This is a genomic window from Streptomyces sp. NBC_01016 (genome assembly GCF_026341035.1).
GTDB lineage: Bacteria > Actinomycetota > Actinomycetes > Streptomycetales > Streptomycetaceae > Streptomyces.
This window is the reverse complement of the sequence record NZ_JAPEOQ010000002.1, coordinates 55871-74172: the sequence shown is the minus strand read 5'-3', so window position 1 is coordinate 74172 and position 18302 is coordinate 55871. Positions and strand designations below refer to the sequence as shown.

Annotated in this window: 15 protein-coding genes; 7 read left to right on the top strand and 8 right to left on the bottom strand. The window is 71.4% G+C overall.

Annotated elements, in window-relative coordinates:
• The first annotated feature begins 100 nt into the window (after nucleotides 1–100).
• Together OG746_RS27150 and OG746_RS27145 are read left to right on the top strand one after the other, a co-directional pair.
• Entirely contained in the window at nucleotides 101–2365 is a 2265-nt protein-coding gene (locus OG746_RS27150; RefSeq protein WP_524540479.1) for an ArnT family glycosyltransferase, read from the top strand.
• A 154-nt stretch (nucleotides 2366–2519) separates the two neighbouring features.
• Nucleotides 2520–3314, top strand: a complete 795-nt coding sequence (locus tag OG746_RS27145; protein ID WP_266719365.1) for an endonuclease I family protein — start codon at nucleotides 2520–2522, stop codon at nucleotides 3312–3314.
• Nucleotides 3315–3365: 51 nt separating this feature from the next.
• Here OG746_RS27145 and OG746_RS27140 read toward each other — a convergent pair whose 3' ends face one another.
• Nucleotides 3366–4274: a LysR family transcriptional regulator gene (locus OG746_RS27140; RefSeq protein ID WP_266719364.1), complete on the bottom strand. Its 909-nt coding sequence runs from the start codon at nucleotides 4272–4274 to the stop codon at nucleotides 3366–3368.
• Nucleotides 4275–4366: 92 nt separating this feature from the next.
• Between OG746_RS27140 and OG746_RS27135 the strand changes: the two genes are divergently transcribed.
• Both OG746_RS27135 and OG746_RS27130 read left to right on the top strand, forming a co-directional pair.
• Entirely contained in the window at nucleotides 4367–5140 is a 774-nt protein-coding gene (locus OG746_RS27135; protein WP_266719362.1) for an alpha/beta fold hydrolase, read from the top strand.
• A 34-nt stretch (nucleotides 5141–5174) separates the two neighbouring features.
• A complete protein-coding gene (locus OG746_RS27130; protein ID WP_266719360.1) occupies nucleotides 5175–5984 on the top strand; it encodes an alpha/beta fold hydrolase in 810 nt (269 codons plus the stop codon).
• 17 nt (nucleotides 5985–6001) lie between these two features.
• Here OG746_RS27130 and OG746_RS27125 read toward each other — a convergent pair whose 3' ends face one another.
• The 3 genes from OG746_RS27125 to OG746_RS27115 are packed head-to-tail and all read right to left on the bottom strand — an operon-like array spanning nucleotide 6002 to nucleotide 10194.
• Nucleotides 6002–7675 (bottom strand): thiamine pyrophosphate-binding protein, encoded by a 1674-nt coding sequence (locus OG746_RS27125; protein ID WP_266719358.1) that lies wholly within the window; start codon nucleotides 7673–7675, stop codon nucleotides 6002–6004.
• Nucleotides 7672–8667, bottom strand: a complete 996-nt coding sequence (speB, locus tag OG746_RS27120; protein WP_266725451.1) for an agmatinase — start codon at nucleotides 8665–8667, stop codon at nucleotides 7672–7674. The genes OG746_RS27125 and speB overlap by 4 nt, the downstream gene beginning before the upstream one ends.
• Before the next feature lie 48 nt (nucleotides 8668–8715).
• Entirely contained in the window at nucleotides 8716–10194 is a 1479-nt protein-coding gene (locus tag OG746_RS27115; RefSeq protein ID WP_266719356.1) for a sodium:solute symporter family protein, read from the bottom strand.
• Between the two features lie 202 nt (nucleotides 10195–10396).
• On the opposite strand from OG746_RS27115, the gene OG746_RS27110 reads away from it, so the two are divergent.
• Together OG746_RS27110 and OG746_RS27105 are read left to right on the top strand one after the other, a co-directional pair.
• Nucleotides 10397–11812, top strand: a complete 1416-nt coding sequence (locus OG746_RS27110) for a PucR family transcriptional regulator (RefSeq protein ID WP_266725449.1) — start codon at nucleotides 10397–10399, stop codon at nucleotides 11810–11812.
• Nucleotides 11813–11908: 96 nt separating this feature from the next.
• Nucleotides 11909–12709 carry a phosphatase gene (locus tag OG746_RS27105; protein WP_266719354.1) on the top strand — a complete coding sequence of 267 codons (801 nt, stop codon included), beginning with the start codon at nucleotides 11909–11911 and terminating at the stop codon, nucleotides 12707–12709.
• Between the two features lie 28 nt (nucleotides 12710–12737).
• Here the strand turns inward: OG746_RS27105 and OG746_RS27100 are convergent, their stop codons facing one another.
• The 4 genes from OG746_RS27100 to OG746_RS27085 form a co-directional block, all read right to left on the bottom strand.
• Nucleotides 12738–13703, bottom strand: a complete 966-nt coding sequence (locus tag OG746_RS27100) for a cation diffusion facilitator family transporter (RefSeq protein WP_266719352.1) — start codon at nucleotides 13701–13703, stop codon at nucleotides 12738–12740.
• A 68-nt stretch (nucleotides 13704–13771) separates the two neighbouring features.
• The gene (locus OG746_RS27095) at nucleotides 13772–14644 is read right to left on the bottom strand and encodes an acyl-CoA thioesterase (RefSeq protein WP_266719350.1); all 873 of its coding nucleotides are present in this window, start codon (nucleotides 14642–14644) and stop codon (nucleotides 13772–13774) included.
• A 35-nt stretch (nucleotides 14645–14679) separates the two neighbouring features.
• Nucleotides 14680–15837 (bottom strand): acyl-CoA dehydrogenase family protein, encoded by a 1158-nt coding sequence (locus OG746_RS27090; protein WP_266719348.1) that lies wholly within the window; start codon nucleotides 15835–15837, stop codon nucleotides 14680–14682.
• Nucleotides 15838–15966: 129 nt separating this feature from the next.
• Nucleotides 15967–16560, bottom strand: a complete 594-nt coding sequence (locus OG746_RS27085; RefSeq protein WP_266719346.1) for an SACE_7040 family transcriptional regulator — start codon at nucleotides 16558–16560, stop codon at nucleotides 15967–15969.
• A gap of 106 nt (nucleotides 16561–16666) precedes the next feature.
• Here OG746_RS27085 and OG746_RS27080 point away from each other — a divergent pair, with 106 nt between their 5' ends.
• On the top strand, nucleotides 16667–18289 hold the full coding sequence (locus OG746_RS27080) for a carboxyl transferase domain-containing protein (RefSeq protein WP_266719344.1): 1623 nt from the start codon (nucleotides 16667–16669) through the stop codon (nucleotides 18287–18289).
• Nucleotides 18290–18302 lie beyond the last annotated feature (13 nt).

Here is an 18302-nt window from a genome sequence, read left to right as displayed (position 1 = left end):
CTGAACGATGCGGTGCGCGAACCGATGTCCGGTCCGCATCCACAGGTGACACCCAGCTTCACCACAGCCCGCCCCCACCGGGGCCGTGCACCGTGCAGTGGTGACCTCCTTGACCGAATCGCATTCCCACGCACCCGCACCCCCACCGCCGGTGGACCAGCCGGGCGTGCGCCGCACGCCGCGCTGGTCGCTGCCGGCGCTGCTCGCGATCCTCGTGCTCGCCGGGGTGCTGTACTCCTGGAACCTGTCGTCGGGCAGCCTCAACAGCTTCTACAGCGCCGCGATCTACAGCGGCACGCAGAGCTGGAAGGCCTGGTTCTTCGGCTCCATCGACGCGGGCAGCTTCCTGACGGTGGACAAGCCGCCGTTCTCGTTGATGGTGATGAGCCTGTCCTGCCGGATCTTCGGCTTCGGCACCTGGCAGATGATGCTGCCGCAGGTCGCCGCCGGGCTCGGCTCGATCTGGATCCTGCACTCCTCCGTGAAGCGGGTCTGGGGCCACGCGGCGGCGATCATCGCCGCCCTCGTCCTCGCCCTGACCCCGATCACGGTCGCCATCAACCGGGACAACAACCCGGACACCCTCCTGGTGCTCCTGATGGTGGGCGGCGCGGCCCTCGCGCTGCGCGCCACCCGCAACGGCAGGCTGCTCCCGCTGCTCGCCTCCGCGGCGTGCTTCGGTCTGGCCTTCAACACCAAGATGCTGCAGGGCTACATCGCGCTGCCTGTGGTGTTCGCCGTGTACGTGTACGCGTCCGACCTCGGCTGGGCGAAGAAGGTCCGCAACCTGGTGCTCGCCGCCGTGGTGCTCGCCGTCTCCAGCCTCTGGTGGGCGACGGCCGTCTCCCTCGTACCGGCCGACAGCCGCCCCTACATCGGCGGCTCGACGGACGGCTCCGCCTGGGACCTGATCATGGGCTACAACGGCTTCGGCCGGATCCTCGGCGGCGAGGGCAACGGCGGGGGCGGTGGCGGCGGAGGCGGCGGCTTCTCCGGGACCGCGGGCCTCGGCCGGCTCTTCAACGACACGCTCGGCGGCCAGATCTCCTGGCTGATCCCGTTCGCGGCGATCGCGCTCGTCGGTGGTCTGGTGCTGTGCGGCCGCGCCAGGCGCACCGACCTCACCCGCGCCGCGCTCGTGCTGTGGGGCGGCTGGCTGCTCCTGCACTACGTCACCTTCGCCACGGCCGAAGGCACCATGCACCCGTACTACACGACCGCCGTCGCCCCCGGCATCGCGGCGCTGTGCGGCGGTGGCGGCGTGATGCTGCTGCGCGCCTTCCGTACGGACAAGCGGTGGGCGTGGGTGCTGCCGGTCGCGCTCGCCGTGACCGGGATCTGGTCGGCGGTGCTGCTGCGGCGCGCCTCCGGCTGGAACAGCTGGCTGTGGCCGGTGATCGCCGTCGTCATGGCGCTCGCGATCGCGGGTCTGCTGGTCTTCCGTACGTCGACGGGCCGGAAGCTGCGGCTGCTCGCCGTGGCGGTGTCGGCCGCGGTCGTCGCGTCGGTGGCGGGTCCGGCGGCGTACGCCTCCGCGACGACGTTCTCCTCCTCCGGCGGTGGCGGCGGCATGGGCGGTTCGAACCCGACGGCCGGGCCCTCCACGGGTGGCGGCATGGGTGGTCCCGGCGGGGGCGGCGGCGGTGGCCGCGGCGGCTTCCCCGGCGGCGGCGAGATGCCGGGCGGCGGACAGCAGCGGGGCGGCTCCCAGCAGGGGGGCGGTGAGATGCCCGGTGGCGGTGGGGCGCCCGGTGGCGGTCAGGCGCCCGAGGGCGGCTTCCCGGGTGGCGGCTCCCAGCAGGGCGGTTCCGAGCAGGGCGGCGGCATGCCGGGTGGCGGCGAGATGCCGGGTGGCCAGGGCTCCGGCAAGCAGGAGTCCGGCTCCGGTAAGCAGGAGTCCGGTCAACGCGGCGGAGCCACACGCGGCGGCATGGGCGGCGGTGGCATGGGCGGCAACGTCTCCAGCGACCTGATCAAGTACCTGGAGAAGCACCAGGACGGCGCCAAGTGGCTGCTCGCGGTGTCCAATTCGCAGTCCGCCGCGCAGGTCATCCTGAGCACGAAGAAGCCCGTCATCTCGATGTACGGCTTCACCGGCTCCGACAAGGGCATGACCGTCGCCAAGCTCAAGAAGCTGGTCAAGAGCGGCCAGTTGCACTACATCCAGGTCGGCGAGAGCGGCATGGGCGGCCCCATGGGCGGCAGCAACGACGTCAGCTCCGCGGTCACCAAGTGGGTGAAGAAGCACGGCACGGCGGTGAAGGAGAGCGAGTACACCAAGAGCTCCAAGAGCTCGGACAGCTCCTCTTCGTCCTCGTCCTCGTCCTCGTCGCTGTACCGCCTGGACGCGTCCGACGTGAACTGAACCCCGTAACTCCCTCCACCCCAAAGGCCCCTGACATCCAGTCAGGGGCCTTTGTCGTCACACAATCGACGCCCGGCATTCACCCAATCCATACGTGTTCATGTCACGCTCCGTTCCACCCAATCAACCCGCGTAGAACGGACGGACACCCCACATGCCCGGAATCCACATACGCACCTTCGCCCTCACCACCGCGGCCGTACTGGCCGCCGTCGCCCTCCCCACAGCGACGGCAACGGCAACAGCAAGCCCGACCGCCGCGTACGACGACACCTACTACCAAGACGCGGAAGGCAAGACCGGCACCGCCCTCAAGAGCGCGCTGCACACGATCATCAGCGACCAGACGAAGCTCTCCTACGACGCGGTCTGGGACGCCCTGAAGGCCACCGACCAGGACCCGGCCAACAGCTCCAACGTGATCCTGCTCTACAGCGGCACCTCACGCGCGAAGTCGGCGAACGGCGGTGACAGCGGCGACTGGAACCGCGAGCACGTCTGGGCCAAGTCGCACGGCGACTTCGGCACCGCGACGGGCCCCGGCACGGACCTGCACCATCTGCGCCCCGAGGACGTCACGGTCAACTCGATCCGGGGCAACAAGGACTTCGACGCGGGCGGCAGCGCGGTCGCGAACGGCGGCGGCAGCCTCACGGACTCCGACTCGTTCGAGCCGCGCGACGCCGTCAAGGGCGACGTCGCGCGGATGATCCTCTACATGGCGGTCCGCTACGAAGGCGACGACTCCTTCGCCGACCTCGAGCCCAACGACTCCGTGGACAACGGCAGCGCGCCGAACATCGGCAAGCTGTCGGTCCTGAAGAAGTGGAGCGACGAGGACCCGCCGGACTCCTTCGAGCAGAACCGCAACGAGGTCATCTACGACACCTACCAGCACAACCGCAACCCGTTCATCGACCACCCGGAGTGGGTCGAGTCGATCTGGTAGCCCGATCCCGGGACACCGGGTACCGGTTCAGCCCCGCTCGGACTCGACGGGTCAACTCGCCATTGCGGAAGTGGTATTGACCTCGTTGCACGCATCGAGCAGCTTCGCGAGGCGGCGTGACGGCGGGTCGGGGCGTACCGCCAGGTACGTCTGCAGGCCCGGCGCCGTCGCCGGGTCCGCGAACGGGCGGAAGGCGATCCTGTGCGCGGGCTGCACCGCGGCCTGCGCGGCGAAGTAGACCGTCCAGCTCGCCCGGCCCGCGGCGATGGCGGCCAGGGTGTCCTGGTCGGTGGTGAACGCGGGGCCCATGACCGGCTCGAAGCCCGCCGCACCGCACGCGTCGACGACCGCGTCGACGAGGTACGGATTGGTGTCACGGGGCGCGATCCGCAGGGGCAGTTCGGCCAGTTCGGCGAGGGCGACCGTGTCCCGCTCCGCCAGCGTGTGCGCGGCGGGCAGCGCGGCGACCAGGACGTCGCGCCACAGCGGCAGCAGTTCGAGCCCGGGCCTCCGGTCCGTGCCGCGCACGAAGGCGGCGTCGAGCTCGCCGTCGCGGACCTGCTGGAGCCGGGACGCGGTGGGCCCGCTGACCAGCTCGACCATCAGCTGCGGGGCCCGGTCGGACAGGGCGCTCAGCACGCCGTCCAGGCGGAGTCCGAGGCCCACGCTGGTGCCGACCCGCAGCGTCGCCTCCTGCTCGGCGCGCGCCTCGTCCATCGCCTCGGTCGCCGCCCGCTCGGCCTTCAGGACCGCGCGGGCGTGCGGCAGGAACGCACGGCCGGCGTCGGTCAGCGCCACCGAGCGGCTGGTCCGGTCGAACAGCTCCAGGCCGAACTCCCGCTCCAGGCGCCGGATCTGCTGGCTGACGGTCGGCTGCACGATGTGCAGGCGCTCGGCGGCCCGCCCGAAGTGCAGTTCCTCGGCCACGGCCACGAAGTACTTCACCTGCCGCAGTTCCACAGACACCCCTCGGGCGATCCATCACGATCCGTGATGAGTCTAAGAGCGGATCACTCCTTGGTCGACGGCCGTTCGGCCAGTGGAATGGCCGCATGCCTTACGCCACCGCGAACGACACGACGCTCCACTACGAGGATCTCGGCTCGGGCCGCCCGCTGGTCTTCCTGCACGGCTGGGGCACCAGCGGCCGGGTGTGGGACGCGCAGGCCGCCGACCTGGCCGCCGATCACCGGGTGATCACGCTCGACTGGCGTGGCTGCGGCCGTTCGGACCGGCCCGCGAGCGGCTACACCATCGATCAACTCGCCGATGATGCATTGGAGTTCATCGATGTGCTAGGGCTGGAGCAGCCCGTTCTGGTCGGTTCGTCGATCGCGGGCGCGTTCGTCATCGAGGCCGCCCTGCGGGCGCCCGAGCGGATCGGCGCCATCGTCCCGGTGGACTCGGGCGTGCAGCACTTCAGCACGCGGCCCGAGGCCAAGCAGGCGATGGCCGAGCTCGTCGAGGACATGCGCGCCGACCGTGCGGGCACCCTCGCCGGGTTCGTCCCGCACTGGTACGCGCCCGGGACGAGCGCCGCGCTGATCGAGTGGACGGTCCGGCAGGTCCTCGACGCCACGCCCCGCATCGACGGCCTCGCCACCGACCAGGCCGAGTACGACCCGCGCGAGCGGCTGCCCGCGCTGCGTGTCCCCACGCACTTCCTGCACGGCGAGCTCGACTCCGAGGTCCCGCTGTCCGTCCCGCGCGAGCTGCTCGGCCTGATCCCCGGCGCCCGTCTGACGGTGATCGAGGGCGCCGGACACATGGCGCAGCAGGAGCGACCCGATTCCTTCAACCAGGCGCTGCGTGCGGTCCTGAACTGACCCGACCGCCCTTTTCCCGTAAAAGAGTTGGACCATGCCCTTCGTCGACGTCCCCGTCTCCGGCGGCATCAGCAAGACCCACTACCTCGTCACCGGCAGCGGTCCTGGCCTCGTCCTGGTGCACGGCACCGGCGCCTCCGCCGAGGGCAACTGGGCCCCACTCATGGCGGCACTCTCCGACCGCTTCACCATCGTCGCCCCGGATCTGGCGGGCTCCGGCGAGACGGTCGACCCCGGTGGCCCGATCACCCTGGACGACATGGTCGCGCCCGTCGTGGCGGCAGCCCGTGACGCCGGGCTCGACCGCTTCCACCTCGTCGGCCACTCGCTCGGCGCGGTGGTGGCGACGGCGACCGCGGCCCTCCACCCGGAGCTGGTGAAGTCCCTGACCGCGCACGCCCCTTGGGTGAGGGCCGACGCGCACATGACGTTCCAGTTCGGCCTGTGGCAGCAGCTGACCCGCACCGATCCGGCCGCCCTCGCACACCTCATCCTGCTCACGGCGCTCGGCAAGGACACCCTGCGCTCCTGGGACGAGGCCACCTTCGAGGGGGCGGCCGCGGCCTTCACCGAGCTGATCACGGCGGGCCGCGACGGCTTCGACCGCCAGTCCGCGGCGGACGCGGCCGTCGACCTGACCGACCTGCTCCCCCGGGTCGCGGCGCCGACGCTGCTGATCTCCAGCGCCGACGACCGCATGGTCCCGCCGCCGCACCAGCACGACGTCGCCGAACGCATCCCGCACGCCCGCCTGTTGCGCGTCCCCGGCGGGCACGGGCTGCCGGCGGAGAACCCGGAGCTGCTGATCGCGAAGGTCGCCGAGCACCTGGCCGAGGTCGGCTGAGAGCCTGCCCTTGAGGCTCAGTCGAGGTGCGTCGGCGCGAACATCCGCAGTACGGCGGGCAGCACGACCACCCGCGGACCCGGCGCCGCGAAGGCCTTCGCCAGGTCGTCGCGGAGTGTCTCCGGTGTCGTACGGACGCCGGGGACGCCGAAGGACTCGGCGAGTGCCACGAAGTCGGGGCGGGCGAGCTCCGTGGCGGTGGCCTCGCCGAAGGCGTCCGTCATGTACTCGCGGAGGATGCCGTAGCCGCCGTCGTCGACGATGAGCCAGGTGACGTTCAGGTCGTACTGCTTCGCCGTGGCCAGTTCGGCGATGGAGTACATGGCGCCGCCGTCGCCGGAGACCGCGAGGACGGGCGTCGTCGGGTCGGCGGCGGCCGCGCCGATGGCCGCGGGGAACCCGTAGCCGAGGCCGCCCGCGCCCTGCGCCGAGTGCAGGGCGCCCGGCCACGCGGACCACGCCCAGTACGCGAGGATCGTCATGTCCCAGAAGGACGGGGAAGCGGCCGGGAGCGCCTCGCGCACCGACGCCAACACCTCTTGCTCCAGGGTAAGTTCCTGCGCGTCGATACGTTCCCGTACGGCCTTCAGGACCGCTGCGACGCGGGCGGGCGCCGCGTCGTCCGGGCGCTCGGCGACCGTCTCGACCAGCGCCTGGAGCGCGAGCCTCGCGTCGGCGTGGATGCCGAGGGCCGGGTGGTTGGACTCCAGCTTGCCGGCGTCGGCCTCGATCTGGATGACGCGGCCGCGCGGCTTGAACGTGTGGTAGTTCGAGGAGAGTTCGCCCAGGCCCGAGCCGATGACCAGCAGGACGTCCGCGTCCTCCAGGAAGTCCGTCGTGTGCCGGTCCTCCATCCAGGACTGGAGCGACAGCGGATGCTCCCATGGGAAGGCGCCCTTGCCGCCGAAGGTGGACACCACGGGGGCGTTGACGCGTTCGGCGAGCGCGAGCAGCTTGCCGGTCGCGTCGGCGCGGACGACGCCGCCGCCCGCGATGATCGCCGGGCGCTCGGCGCCCGCGAGGAGGTCGGCGGCGACGGCGGTCAGCTCGGGGCGCGGCACCAGGTCGTCCGGCGTCGCGTCCATGGCCGTGACCTGCGGAAGCGTGGTCTCCGCGAGAAGCACGTCCTGCGGGATCTCCACCCAGACCGGGCCGTGCGGCGCGGTCAGCGCGGACTTCCAGGCGGCGGCGATGGCCGACGGGATCTGCGACTGCGTACGGACGGTGTGGACCGACTTCACGATGTCGCGGAACGAGGCCTGCTGGTCGCGGAGTTCGTGCAGGTAGCCGTGGCGGCCGCCGCCGAGCCCCGCGACCGGGATCTGGCTGCCGATGGCGAGCACGGGCGCGGAGGCGGCGGCCGCCTCCTGGAGCGCCGCGAGGGACATGAGCGAGCCGGGGCCGGTCGAGAGGAGCAGCGGGGCCACCTCACCGGTGACGCGGCCGTACGCGTCCGCCGCGAACCCGGCGTTGTTCTCGACGCGCAGGCCGACGTATTTCAGCGTGGAGCGGCGCAGCGCGTCGAACATGCCGAGCGCGTGCTGTCCCGGCAGGCCGAAGACGGTGGCCGCGCCGAGGCCGTGCAGCGTCTCGACGACGAGGTCGCCGCCGTTGCGGCCCGCGGGCGGGTTGAGGGCCGCCGCCGTCTGCTCGGGGGTGGGCGTCAGCTCGATGTCGTGGTCGTGCGTCACTTGTTCCGTGCCTCCGCGATCTGGCGGGACATGATCGTCGTCAGCTCGTACGCGGTGTGCGAGGCGGCGACGGACGTGATCTCCGCGTGGTCGTACGCGGGCGCCACCTCGACGACGTCCGCGGACACCAGGTTGCACGAAGAAAGGCCGCGGAGGATCTCCAGGAGCTCGCGGGAGGTCATGCCGCCCGCCTCCGGGGTGCCGGTGCCGGGCGCGTGGGCCGGGTCGAGGCAGTCGATGTCGATGGAGATGTACAGCGGGCGGTCGCCGATGCGCTGGCGCAGCTGGTCGGCGACCTCGTCGGCGCCGCGGCGGTAGACGTCCGCCGAGGTGACGATGCCGAAGCCGAGCTTCTCGTCCTCCGTGAGGTCGGAGCGGCCGTAGAGCGGGCCGCGCGTGCCGACGTGGGAGAGCGCGGAGGTGTCGAGGATGCCCTCCTCGACGGCGCGGCGGAACGGGGTGCCGTGCGTGTACTCGGCGCCGAAGTACGTGTCCCAGGTGTCGAGGTGCGCGTCGAAGTGCAGCAGCGCGACCGGGCCGTGCTTCTTCGCGACCGAGCGGAGGAGCGGCAGCGCGATGGTGTGGTCGCCGCCGAGCGTCATCATGCGGGCGCCGGAGCCGAGCAGGTCGTCGGCGGCGGCCTCGATGGTGTCGACGGCCTCGTTGATGTTGAACGGGTTGGCGGCGATGTCACCGGCGTCCGCGACCTGCGCGAGCGCGAACGGCGACGCGTCCTGCGCCGGGTTGTACGGGCGCAGCAGGCGGGAGGCCTCGCGGATCGCGTTGCCGCCGAAGCGGGCGCCGGGCCGGTAGGAGACGCCGGTGTCGAAGGGGACGCCGACGACCGCCACGTCGGCGGCGTCCACCTCGTCGAGCCGGGGCAGGCGGGCGAACGTCGCGGGGCCCGCGTAGCGCGGGACCCGGGAGGAGTCGACCGGTCCGACGGCGCCCGTGGGGCCGTTGGGAACGCGGGGCGTCTCGTTGCTGTTCATTGCGCGCATGCCTTCTTTCCTGCGAGTGCGTACGAGGTTCGTACGGGATTACTGCGTGACGGCGGCGGGAGCCGGCTCGGGCTCCTCGGCGCCGCGCCCGGCGAGCCGCTCGCGCCAGTTGGCGAGGACGGCGGCGTCGGTGGGCCTGGTGGCCAGCGACACGACGACGTAGACGACGAGTGACGCGGTGAGGCCGTAGTACACGGGCTGGTTGGCGAGGATGCCGTAGCGCCACATCGCGCCGATGACGGTGAGGCCACCGACGGCGACGGAGGCGAGGGCGGCAGGACCCGTGCCGCGCTTCCAGACCAGCCCGCCGATGATGGGCACGAGCAGCCCGCCGACGAGCAGGTTGTAGGCGACGGTCAGCGCCTCGACGACGTTGTTGAGGAGGATCGAGATGACGATCGCGACGACGCCGAGGCCGAGGATGAACATCCGGTTGCCCTTGACCTCGTCGTGCTCGTCCTCCTCGGACGACGACCCGGCCTTGACGCCGCGCAGCCGCTTCCAGATGTCGTTGTTGGCGACGGTGGCGCAGGCGATGAGCGCTCCGGACGACGTCGACATGACGGCCGCGAGGGCGGCGGCGAGGACGAGCCCGCGGACACCGACGGGCAGCTCGTCCTTGACGATCTGCGCGAACGCCTCGTCGGCCTGGCCGAGCCCCTTCGGGTAGAGGACCTTGGCGGCGGTGCCGATGACCGCGCCGCCGATCGCGTAGAGCAGGCAGTAGACGCCGGAGACGGTGCCGCCCCAGCGGGCCACCTTGTCGTTTCGGGCGGTGAAGACGCGCTGCCAGATGTCCTGCCCGATGAGGAGGCCGAACGTATAGATCAGCACGTACGTGAAGATCGTCTCGCCGCCGATGCCCAGCGGGTCGAAGTACGAGGTGGGCAGCTGGGCCTTCATCTCACTGAAGCCACCCGCCTTGACGACGGCGACCGGCAGCAGGATCAGCAGCACGCCGATGGTCTTCACGACGAACTGCACCATGTCGGTGATGGTGATCGACCACATGCCGCCGAGCGTCGAGTAGGCGACGACGATGGTGCCGCCGACGATGATCGCCAGGGTGCGCGGCACGTCGAAGAGGACGTCGAAGATCGTCGCGTACGCGATGGTGGACGTGACCACGAGCATCAGCGTGTACGCCCACATCACGATGCCGGAGATCATCCCGGTGCGGCCGCCGCCGTAGCGCAGGTCGAGCATCTCGGAGACCGTGTAGACCTTCAGCCGGGCGATGCGCGCCGAGAAGAAGAGCGACAGGGCGAGGATGCCGAGGCCGATGGTGAACACCAACCACGCGCCCGACAGGCCGTACTGGTAGCCGAGGCCGACACCGCCGATGGTGGAGGCGCCGCCGAGCACGACGGCCGCCATGGTCCCGGAGTACATGGCGGGACCGAGGCGCCGGCCCGCGACCAGGAAGTCGCTCTTGGACTTGGCGCGGCGCATGCCCCACCAGCCCATCGCCAGCATGCCTGCCAGGTAGACGACGATCACTACATAGTCGACGGCCATGGGGCGTCCTCCTTCGTCCACCTCGGTGGCGTGTCGTGCAGGGGAGTTGTCCGGCTGCGGAGCCCCTGTTGGGCTCCTGGGGGTGTCGGGGACATCCGCCCGTACCCGCACCCACCGGTCGGAAGAAATCTAGGTGGCCGAAAAGCAGCACTGAAGTGTACGTTTCATCCACCTCCCCGGATTAGAGCAGAGGAATCATCCACTGGTGACCGTGACCGCACCGCCCACGCCGGGCATTCCGCTCGCCGCGGTGCTCTCCCGCGCCGACCTGGGCCTTCGCCGGATCGCTGGGCCCGACGCGGCGGACGTCCTCGTGCACGGGGCGCACACGTCGGAGCTGACGGACCCGGAGCCGTACCTGCTGGGCGGCGAGCTGCTCCTGACGGCGGGCGTGCACGCGCCCGCCGCGCCCGTCGGCGACTACTTCGAGGAGTACGCGGAGCGGGTCGCGCGGGGCGGGGCGGTGGCGCTCGGCTTCGGTGTGACGCCGGTCTTCGACACGGTGCCGCCGGAGCTGGTCGCGGCCTGCGAGCGGCGCGGGATCCCGCTCCTGGAGGTCCCTCCGCGGACCACGTTCAGTGGGGTCGCGCGGGCCGTTTGGGAGCTGATGGCGCAGGCCAGGAACGCGGAGCTGCGCCGGGTCACGGAGGCCCAGCAGGCGTTGGCGTCGGCGGCGGCGCGACCGGACCCGCTCCCCTCCGTCCTGCGTCAACTCGCCCAGCGCACCGGCGGATTCGCGGTGGCGGTCACCCCGGAGGGCGACGAGCCGCACCACGCGGGGACGCGTCCCCCGCGCGCCGTGAGCGAGGCGCTCGCCGAACTGACGGCGGTGGTCCGCCCGCACGCCACGCACCTCTTCCCCACCCCGTCCTCGGCGGCGGACACGGTGGGCGGCACGCATCTGTCGGCGTACGCGCTGAGCACGGGCGGCGCGCTCGGCCTCGCGACGCAGGCCCGCTCGCCGGGCGACCACACGATCGCGGGAGCGGCGATCGTCCTGCTCTCCCTGCTCACCGGCGAACACCGCTCGACGGGCGACACGCGCCGCGCGGCGACCCTGGTCGACCTCCTCCTCGGCGCGGACCGCGCGGAGGAGGCGACGGAGCTGCTGGGCGCGGACACCACCTGGCGGGTGATCCACGCCCGCCCCCTCACGCCCCGCCCGGCCCCGGACCTGGCGACCCCGCTGACCTCCACCGCCACGGACGACTCCCTCACCCGCGCCCTGATCCCGTCCGACCAGGACGTCACGGCGCACGCGGGCCACGTGCTCGGCGTCAGCTCCCCCGCCCTCGCCCGTGACCTGCCGCTCGCCGACACCCAGGCGGCGCACGCCCTCACCCGCGCACGGGCGACCCGCAGCCCGCTGGCCCATCACCGCCCGGACGACGCCCCCGCGCCGACCCTGGCCGCGCTGTCCGGCAAGCCGGCGCTCCTGGAGACCCTGCGCACCTGGCTCTCCCTGCACGGCAGTTGGGAAGGCACGGCCCTCGCCCTGACCGTCCACCGCAACACGGTCCGCCAGCGCATCGCCCGCTGCGCCACGCTCCTGGAAGCGGACCTCGACGACCCGGACACCCGCATGGAACTCTGGTTCGCTCTCCGGCACATGGCGTGACGCCGCGGGCCCACTCCCCGGCACATGGCGTGACGCCGCGGGTCCACTCCCCGGAACCGATCACCGTCCCGCCGCGACCCCCGGCACAATGGGCGTATGCCGATACCCGGACTGCCCAGCGATACGCCGACCCGCGCCGCCCTCATCGACCACCTCGTCCGCACCCGTATCGCGGGCGACGTCGCCACCCCACGCGAGAACAACCTTTCGCACTACCGAAGGCTCGCGAACGGCGACCGCCACTACTGGCTGGGCCTTGAACTCGGCGACCGCTGGACCGACGAGCAGGACGTGCTCGCCGTCATGGCCGAACGCTGCGGCGTCGTACCGGACCCCGGGCACCGCTCCGGCCAGGACACCATCGACCCGGAACTGACGGTCGACGCCCTGGATCGCATGGCGGCGCGCCTGCGCAAGGCCGCGGAGGACCACCAGCGCGTCCTGCTCGCCACGGGCCACCCGGGCGGCCTCCTCGACGTCCACCGGGCGACGGCGACGGCGCTGCGCGCGGCGGGCTGCGAGATCATGACGATCCCCGAGGGCCTGGCCACGGACGAGGGCATGGTCTTCCAGTTCGCGGACGTGGCGATGCTGGAGCGCGGTGCGACGCTGTGGCACACGCACTCCCCCGACCCCATGGCCGCGATCCTCGACGGCCTCGCCCGTGAGGGCCGCCCGCAGCCCGACCTCGTCGTCGCCGACCACGGCTGGGCGGGATGCGCGGCCCAGCGCGGCCTGGACTCCATCGGCTACGCGGACTGCAACGACCCGGCCCTCTTCGTGGGCGAATCCGAGGGCACGATGCAGGTGACGATCCCCTTGGACGACCACGTCACGAGCCCGCGGCACTATGACCCGATGACGGCGTACCTGCTGTCCGCGGCGGACCTGCTCTAGCGCCTGCGGCGGCAGGGGCTTAATCGGCTCACCACGGATTGAGCCCCTCCGTGCGGCGCGCCGCGAACCCCGGGGTCGGGTCCAAAAACACTCGCCGCACCGCGGGAAACCTCTCCCGAATCCTCCGCGACGCGTCTTCGCAGGCCCACTCGATCTGCGCCGCGGTGGACGCATCCCGGAAGTCCACCTTCGCCGCGACCAACGCCTCCCGCGGCCCCTGCACCAGCGTGGTCAGCTCAAGGACCGCCTCGACGTGCTCGACCCCGAGCACGATCTGCCGGATCTCGTCCCGGAAGGGCTTCGGCAACGGCCGCCCCACCAGCAGTTCCGCGTTGGACCGCCCAAGCACCCACGCCACCCACAGCAGCAGCACGCCGATGCACAGGGACGCCGCCCCGTCCCACGCCCCCGACCCGGTGAGCTGCGAGCCGAGCAGCCCGCCGGCCGCGAGCACCAGACCCGCCAGCGCCGCACTGTCCTCCAGTACGACCGCCTTCACCGCCGTGTCGGGCGTGTGCCGCAGATACGTACCGAAGGGCACCCGCACCCGGGCCGCCTCGCCCCGCGCCTGCTTGACCGCGGTGCGCAGCGAGAACCCTTCCAGGACGAACGCCACGGCCAGCACCACGTACGACACGACCGGATCGCCCAGCTCCTCGCCGGCGACGAGCGTGTGGATCCCGTCGTACAGGGAGAAGACGGCGCCACCGACGAACGTGGCGACGGCCGCGAGCAGCGCCCACACGTACCGCTCGCCGCCGTAGCCGAGCGGATGCTCCTCGTCGGCGGGCTTGTCGCTGCGCTTCAAGGAGGTGAGGAGCAGCAGTTCCGTGACGGTGTCGGCGAAGGAGTGCGCGGCCTCGGAGAGCATCGCGCTGGAGCCGCTGATGACGCCGGCGACGGCCTTCGCGAGGGCGATGCCCAGGTTGGCCACCGCGGCGACGACCACCGTGAAGACGCTCTCCCCGCCCGCTTCTTCCGCACGCTCATCCATGTACGGGACGTTATGTCCGATCAGGAGGGAACGCGAACCACGCCCCGCCCGGCCACCCGGTCGCCCGGTCAGCGCGGAACGCGCACCACACCCTCCTGGATGACGGTGATCGCGAGCCGCCCGTCCTGCGTGTAGATCCGGGCCTGCCCGAGCCCGCGCCCGCCGGACGTGGACGGCGACTCCTGGTCGTACAGCAGCCATTCGTCGGCCCGGAACGGCCGGTGGAACCACATCGCGTGGTCCAGGGACGCGCCCACGACATCGCCGACGGCCCAGCCGCCCCGCCCGTGGGCGAGCAGCACGGAGTCGAGGAGCGTCATGTCGGAGACGTACGTCGCGAGGCACACGTGCAGCAGCGGGTCGTCCGCGATCTTGTCGCGCGCGCGGAACCAGACCTGGGACCGCGGGGGCTGCGGGTCGCCGACGAAGGCGAACGGCGGAGCGTCCACGTACCGCAGGTCGACGGCCTCACGGGCTTCGAGGAGGCGCCGGACGACGTCGGGCTCCAGCACGTCGTCGACATAGCGCGGGAGCGTCTCCTCCGCGGTGGGCAGCGACTCCGGGTCGGGCGCGGGCGGCATGTCCGCCTGGTGCTCAAGACCTTCCTCGTACGTCTGGAAGGACGCGGAGAGGTGGAAGATCGGCTGCCCGTGCTGGACGGCGACGACGCGGCGCGTGGTGAAGGAGCGGCCGTCGCGGATCCGGTCGACGGTGTAGACGATGGGCGCGCCCGGGTCCCCCGCGACGAGGAAGTACGCGTGCAGGGAGTGGGCGTGCCGGTCGGCCGGGACGGTGCGGCCGGCCGCGACCAGCGCCTGGGCCGCCACCTGCCCGCCGAAGACGCGCGGGACGACGGAGGACCGGGACTGGCCGCGGAAGATGTCCTCCTCGATCTGCTCGAGGTCGAGCAGATCGAGGAGGGATTCGAGTGCCTTGTGCATGGAGTCAGTTGTACCGAGCAGAGATTCCTGCCGGGTTACAGCCCCATGTTCTTCGCGATGATCGACTTCATGATCTCGCTGGTGCCGCCGTAGATGCGGTTCACGCGGTTGTCCGCGTACAGGCGGGCGATCGGGTACTCGTTCATGAACCCGTAGCCGCCGTGCAGCTGGAGGCAGCGGTCGATGACGCGGTGCGCGACCTCGGTGCAGAACAGCTTCGCGGAGGCGGCCTCTGCGGCGCTCAGCTCACCGGCGTCGAGGGCCTCGAGCGCGCGGTCGGCGACGGCCTCGGCCGCGTCCACCTCGGCCTGGCAGGCGGCCAGTTCGAACTTGGTGTTCTGGAACGACGCGACGGTCTTGCCGAAGACGGTGCGGTCCTGGACGTACGCCTTGGCGAATTGCACCGCGGCCTTGGCCTGCGCGTACGCGCCGTAGGCGATGCCCCAGCGCTCGGACGGCAGGTTCTTGCCGAGGTAGTAGAAGCCCTTGTTCTCCTCGCCGAGGAGGTCCTCGACGGGGACCTTCACGTCGACGAACGCCAGCTCGGCGGTGTCGGACGTCTTCAGGCCGAGCTTGTCGAGCTTGCGGCCGATCGAGTAGCCCTCGGACTTGGTGTCGACGGCGAACAGCGAGATGCCGTGGCGGCGGTCCTCGGCGGTCGGCGCGGCGGTGCGGGCGCAGACGATGACGCGGTCGGCGTGCACGCCGCCGGTGATGAACGTCTTCGAGCCGTTGAGCACGTAGTGCGTGCCGTCGTCGGAGAGCTTGGCCGTGGTCTTCATGCCGGCCAGGTCGGAGCCGGTGCCCGGCTCGGTCATGGCGAGGGCCCACATCTCCTCGCCGGTGACGAACTTCTCCAGGTAGCGCTTCTTCTGCTCGTCGGTGGCGAGCAGCTTGATGTACGGCAGGGCGAGCAGCACGTGCACACCGGAGCCACCGAAGGAGACGCCCGCGCGGGCGGTCTCCTCGTACTGGATGGCCTCGAACTTGTGGGTGTCCAGACCGGCGCCGCCGAACTCCTCCGGCACGTTGATGCCGAAGAGGCCCAGGTCGGCCATCTTCGAGTAGAGCTCGCGCGGCACGATGCCCTGCTGGAACCACTCGTCGTAGTGGGGGACGACCTCGGCCTCGATGAAGGCGCGCAGGGTCTCCCGGAACGCCTCGTGGTCCTCATCAAAAACGGTACGGCGCACGGAGAACTCTCCCTCTACGACGAGTGTGCGGACAACGACCAAGCTACTAAGCGCTTGCTCAGGGTCAGGTTACCCACGAGTCGCGAGGAGCGTCCAGAGATACAGGTCACTCCGGGGCCACCACCGACCTCACTCTGCGGCAGCCGCCGCGAACGCGCCACGCGCCAGCTTGTGCAGCATCCCCGCGGTCGCCGTCCGGCCGGGCAGCGAGCCCGGACGGCTCAGGTGCGGGGTCGAGTTCAGCAGCCCGAAGACCGCGTGCACGGCCACGCGCGCGTGCGCCTCGACCAGCTCGGGATAGACCTTCCGCACCGCCTCCACCCACAGCTCCACATACTGGCGCTGGAGCTGCCGCACCAGCTTGCGGTCGCTGTCGCGCAGCCGGTCGAGCTCGCGGTCGTGCAGCGTGATCAGGTCGCGGTCGTCGAGCGCGAAGTCGATGTGCCCCTCGATGAGCGAGTCGAGCAGCGCCTCGGGCCCGTGCTCCGCCTCGGCGACCCGCCGCTTTCCGCCGGTCAGCAGCTGCCCACTGATCCCGACGAGCAACTCGGCGAGCATCGCGTCCTTGCCGGCGAAGTGCCGGTACAGGCCGGGGCCGCTGATGCCGACCGCCGCCCCTATCTCGTCCACGCCCACGCCGTGGAAACCGCGCTCGGCGAAGAGCCGCGCGGCCTCCCTGAGGATCTGCTCGCGGCGGGTGGGGGCGTCGGTTCTCGTGGCCATGAAGCAATTCTAGACAGGGACGTTAGCGAGCGTTAACCTGACGGGAGTGGGTTAACGCTCATTAACTTCCGCACCATTCCTCATACGAGCAAGGGAGCTCGAGGCGATGCAGGAGGCACCGGAGCTGATCGGCGCGGCGGAGCCCGCGTCGGAGGCCTGGCCGGCCAATGAGGCGGCGCACCGGGCGCTCGGCGAGGAGCTGCGCGCCAAGCTCGCCGCGGCCCGGCTCGGCGGCGGCGAGAAGGCGCGGGCGCGGCACACCGCGCGCGGCAAGCTGCTGCCGCGCGACCGGGTGGACGCGCTGCTGGACCCCGGCTCCCCGTTCCTGGAACTGGCGCCGCTCGCGGCGGACGGGATGTACGAGGGGCAGGCGCCGGCCGCGGGTGTGATCGCCGGGATCGGCCGGGTCAGCGGCCGCGAGTGCGTGATCATCGCCAATGACGCGACGGTCAAGGGCGGCACGTACTACCCGATGACGGTGAAGAAGCACCTGCGCGCGCAGGAGGTGGCCCTGGAGAACCGGCTGCCGTGCGTCTACCTGGTGGACTCCGGCGGCGCGTTCCTGCCGATGCAGGACGACGTGTTCCCGGACCGCGAGCACTTCGGGCGGATCTTCTACAACCAGGCGCGGATGTCGGGCGCGGGCATCCCGCAGATCGCGGCGGTCCTCGGTTCGTGCACGGCGGGCGGGGCGTACGTCCCGGCGATGAGCGACGAGGCCGTGATCGTCCGGAACCAGGGCACGATCTTCCTGGGCGGCCCGCCGCTGGTGAAGGCGGCGACGGGCGAGGTGGTGACGGCCGAGGAGCTGGGCGGCGGCGAGGTCCACTCGCGGGTGTCGGGCGTGACGGACCACTTGGCGGAGGACGACGCGCACGCGCTGCGGATCGTCCGCACGATCGTCTCCACGCTGCCGGAGCGCGGCCCGCTGCCGTGGGCGGTAAAGACGGCGATCGAGCCGAAGGTGGACCCGGCGGGGCTCTACGGAGCGGTGCCGGTCGACTCCCGCACTCCGTATGACGTACGAGAGGTCATCGCGCGCGTCGTGGACGGCTCGCGGTTCGCCGAGTTCAAGGCCGAGTACGGGCAGACGCTGGTCACCGGGTTCGCGCACATCCACGGCCACCCGGTCGGCATCGTCGCCAACAACGGCATCCTGTTCTCCGAATCCGCCCAGAAGGGCGCCCACTTCATCGAGCTGTGCGACCAGCGCGGCATCCCGCTCCTCTTCCTCCAGAACATCTCGGGCTTCATGGTCGGCCGTGACTACGAGGCGGGCGGCATCGCCAAGCACGGCGCCAAGATGGTCACGGCAGTGGCCTGCACGCGCGTGCCGAAGCTGACCGTGGTGATCGGCGGCTCGTACGGCGCGGGCAACTACTCGATGTGCGGCCGGGCCTACAGCCCCCGCTTCCTGTGGATGTGGCCCGGCGCGAAGATCTCCGTGATGGGCGGCGAGCAGGCCGCTTCGGTCCTCGCGACCGTCAAGCGCGACCAGTTGGAGTCGCGCGGCGAAGAGTGGGCGGCCGAGGACGAGGACGCGTTCAAGGCACCGATCCGCGCCCAGTACGAGTCGCAGGGGAATGCCTACTACGCGACGGCCCGGCTCTGGGACGACGGCGTGATCGACCCGATGGAGACCCGCCAGGTCCTCGGCCTGGCCCTGACCGCGTGTGCCAACGCGCCGCTGCCGGAGAAGTCCGCCGGCTTCGGTGTCTTCCGGATGTGAGGGGCGGAGCGAG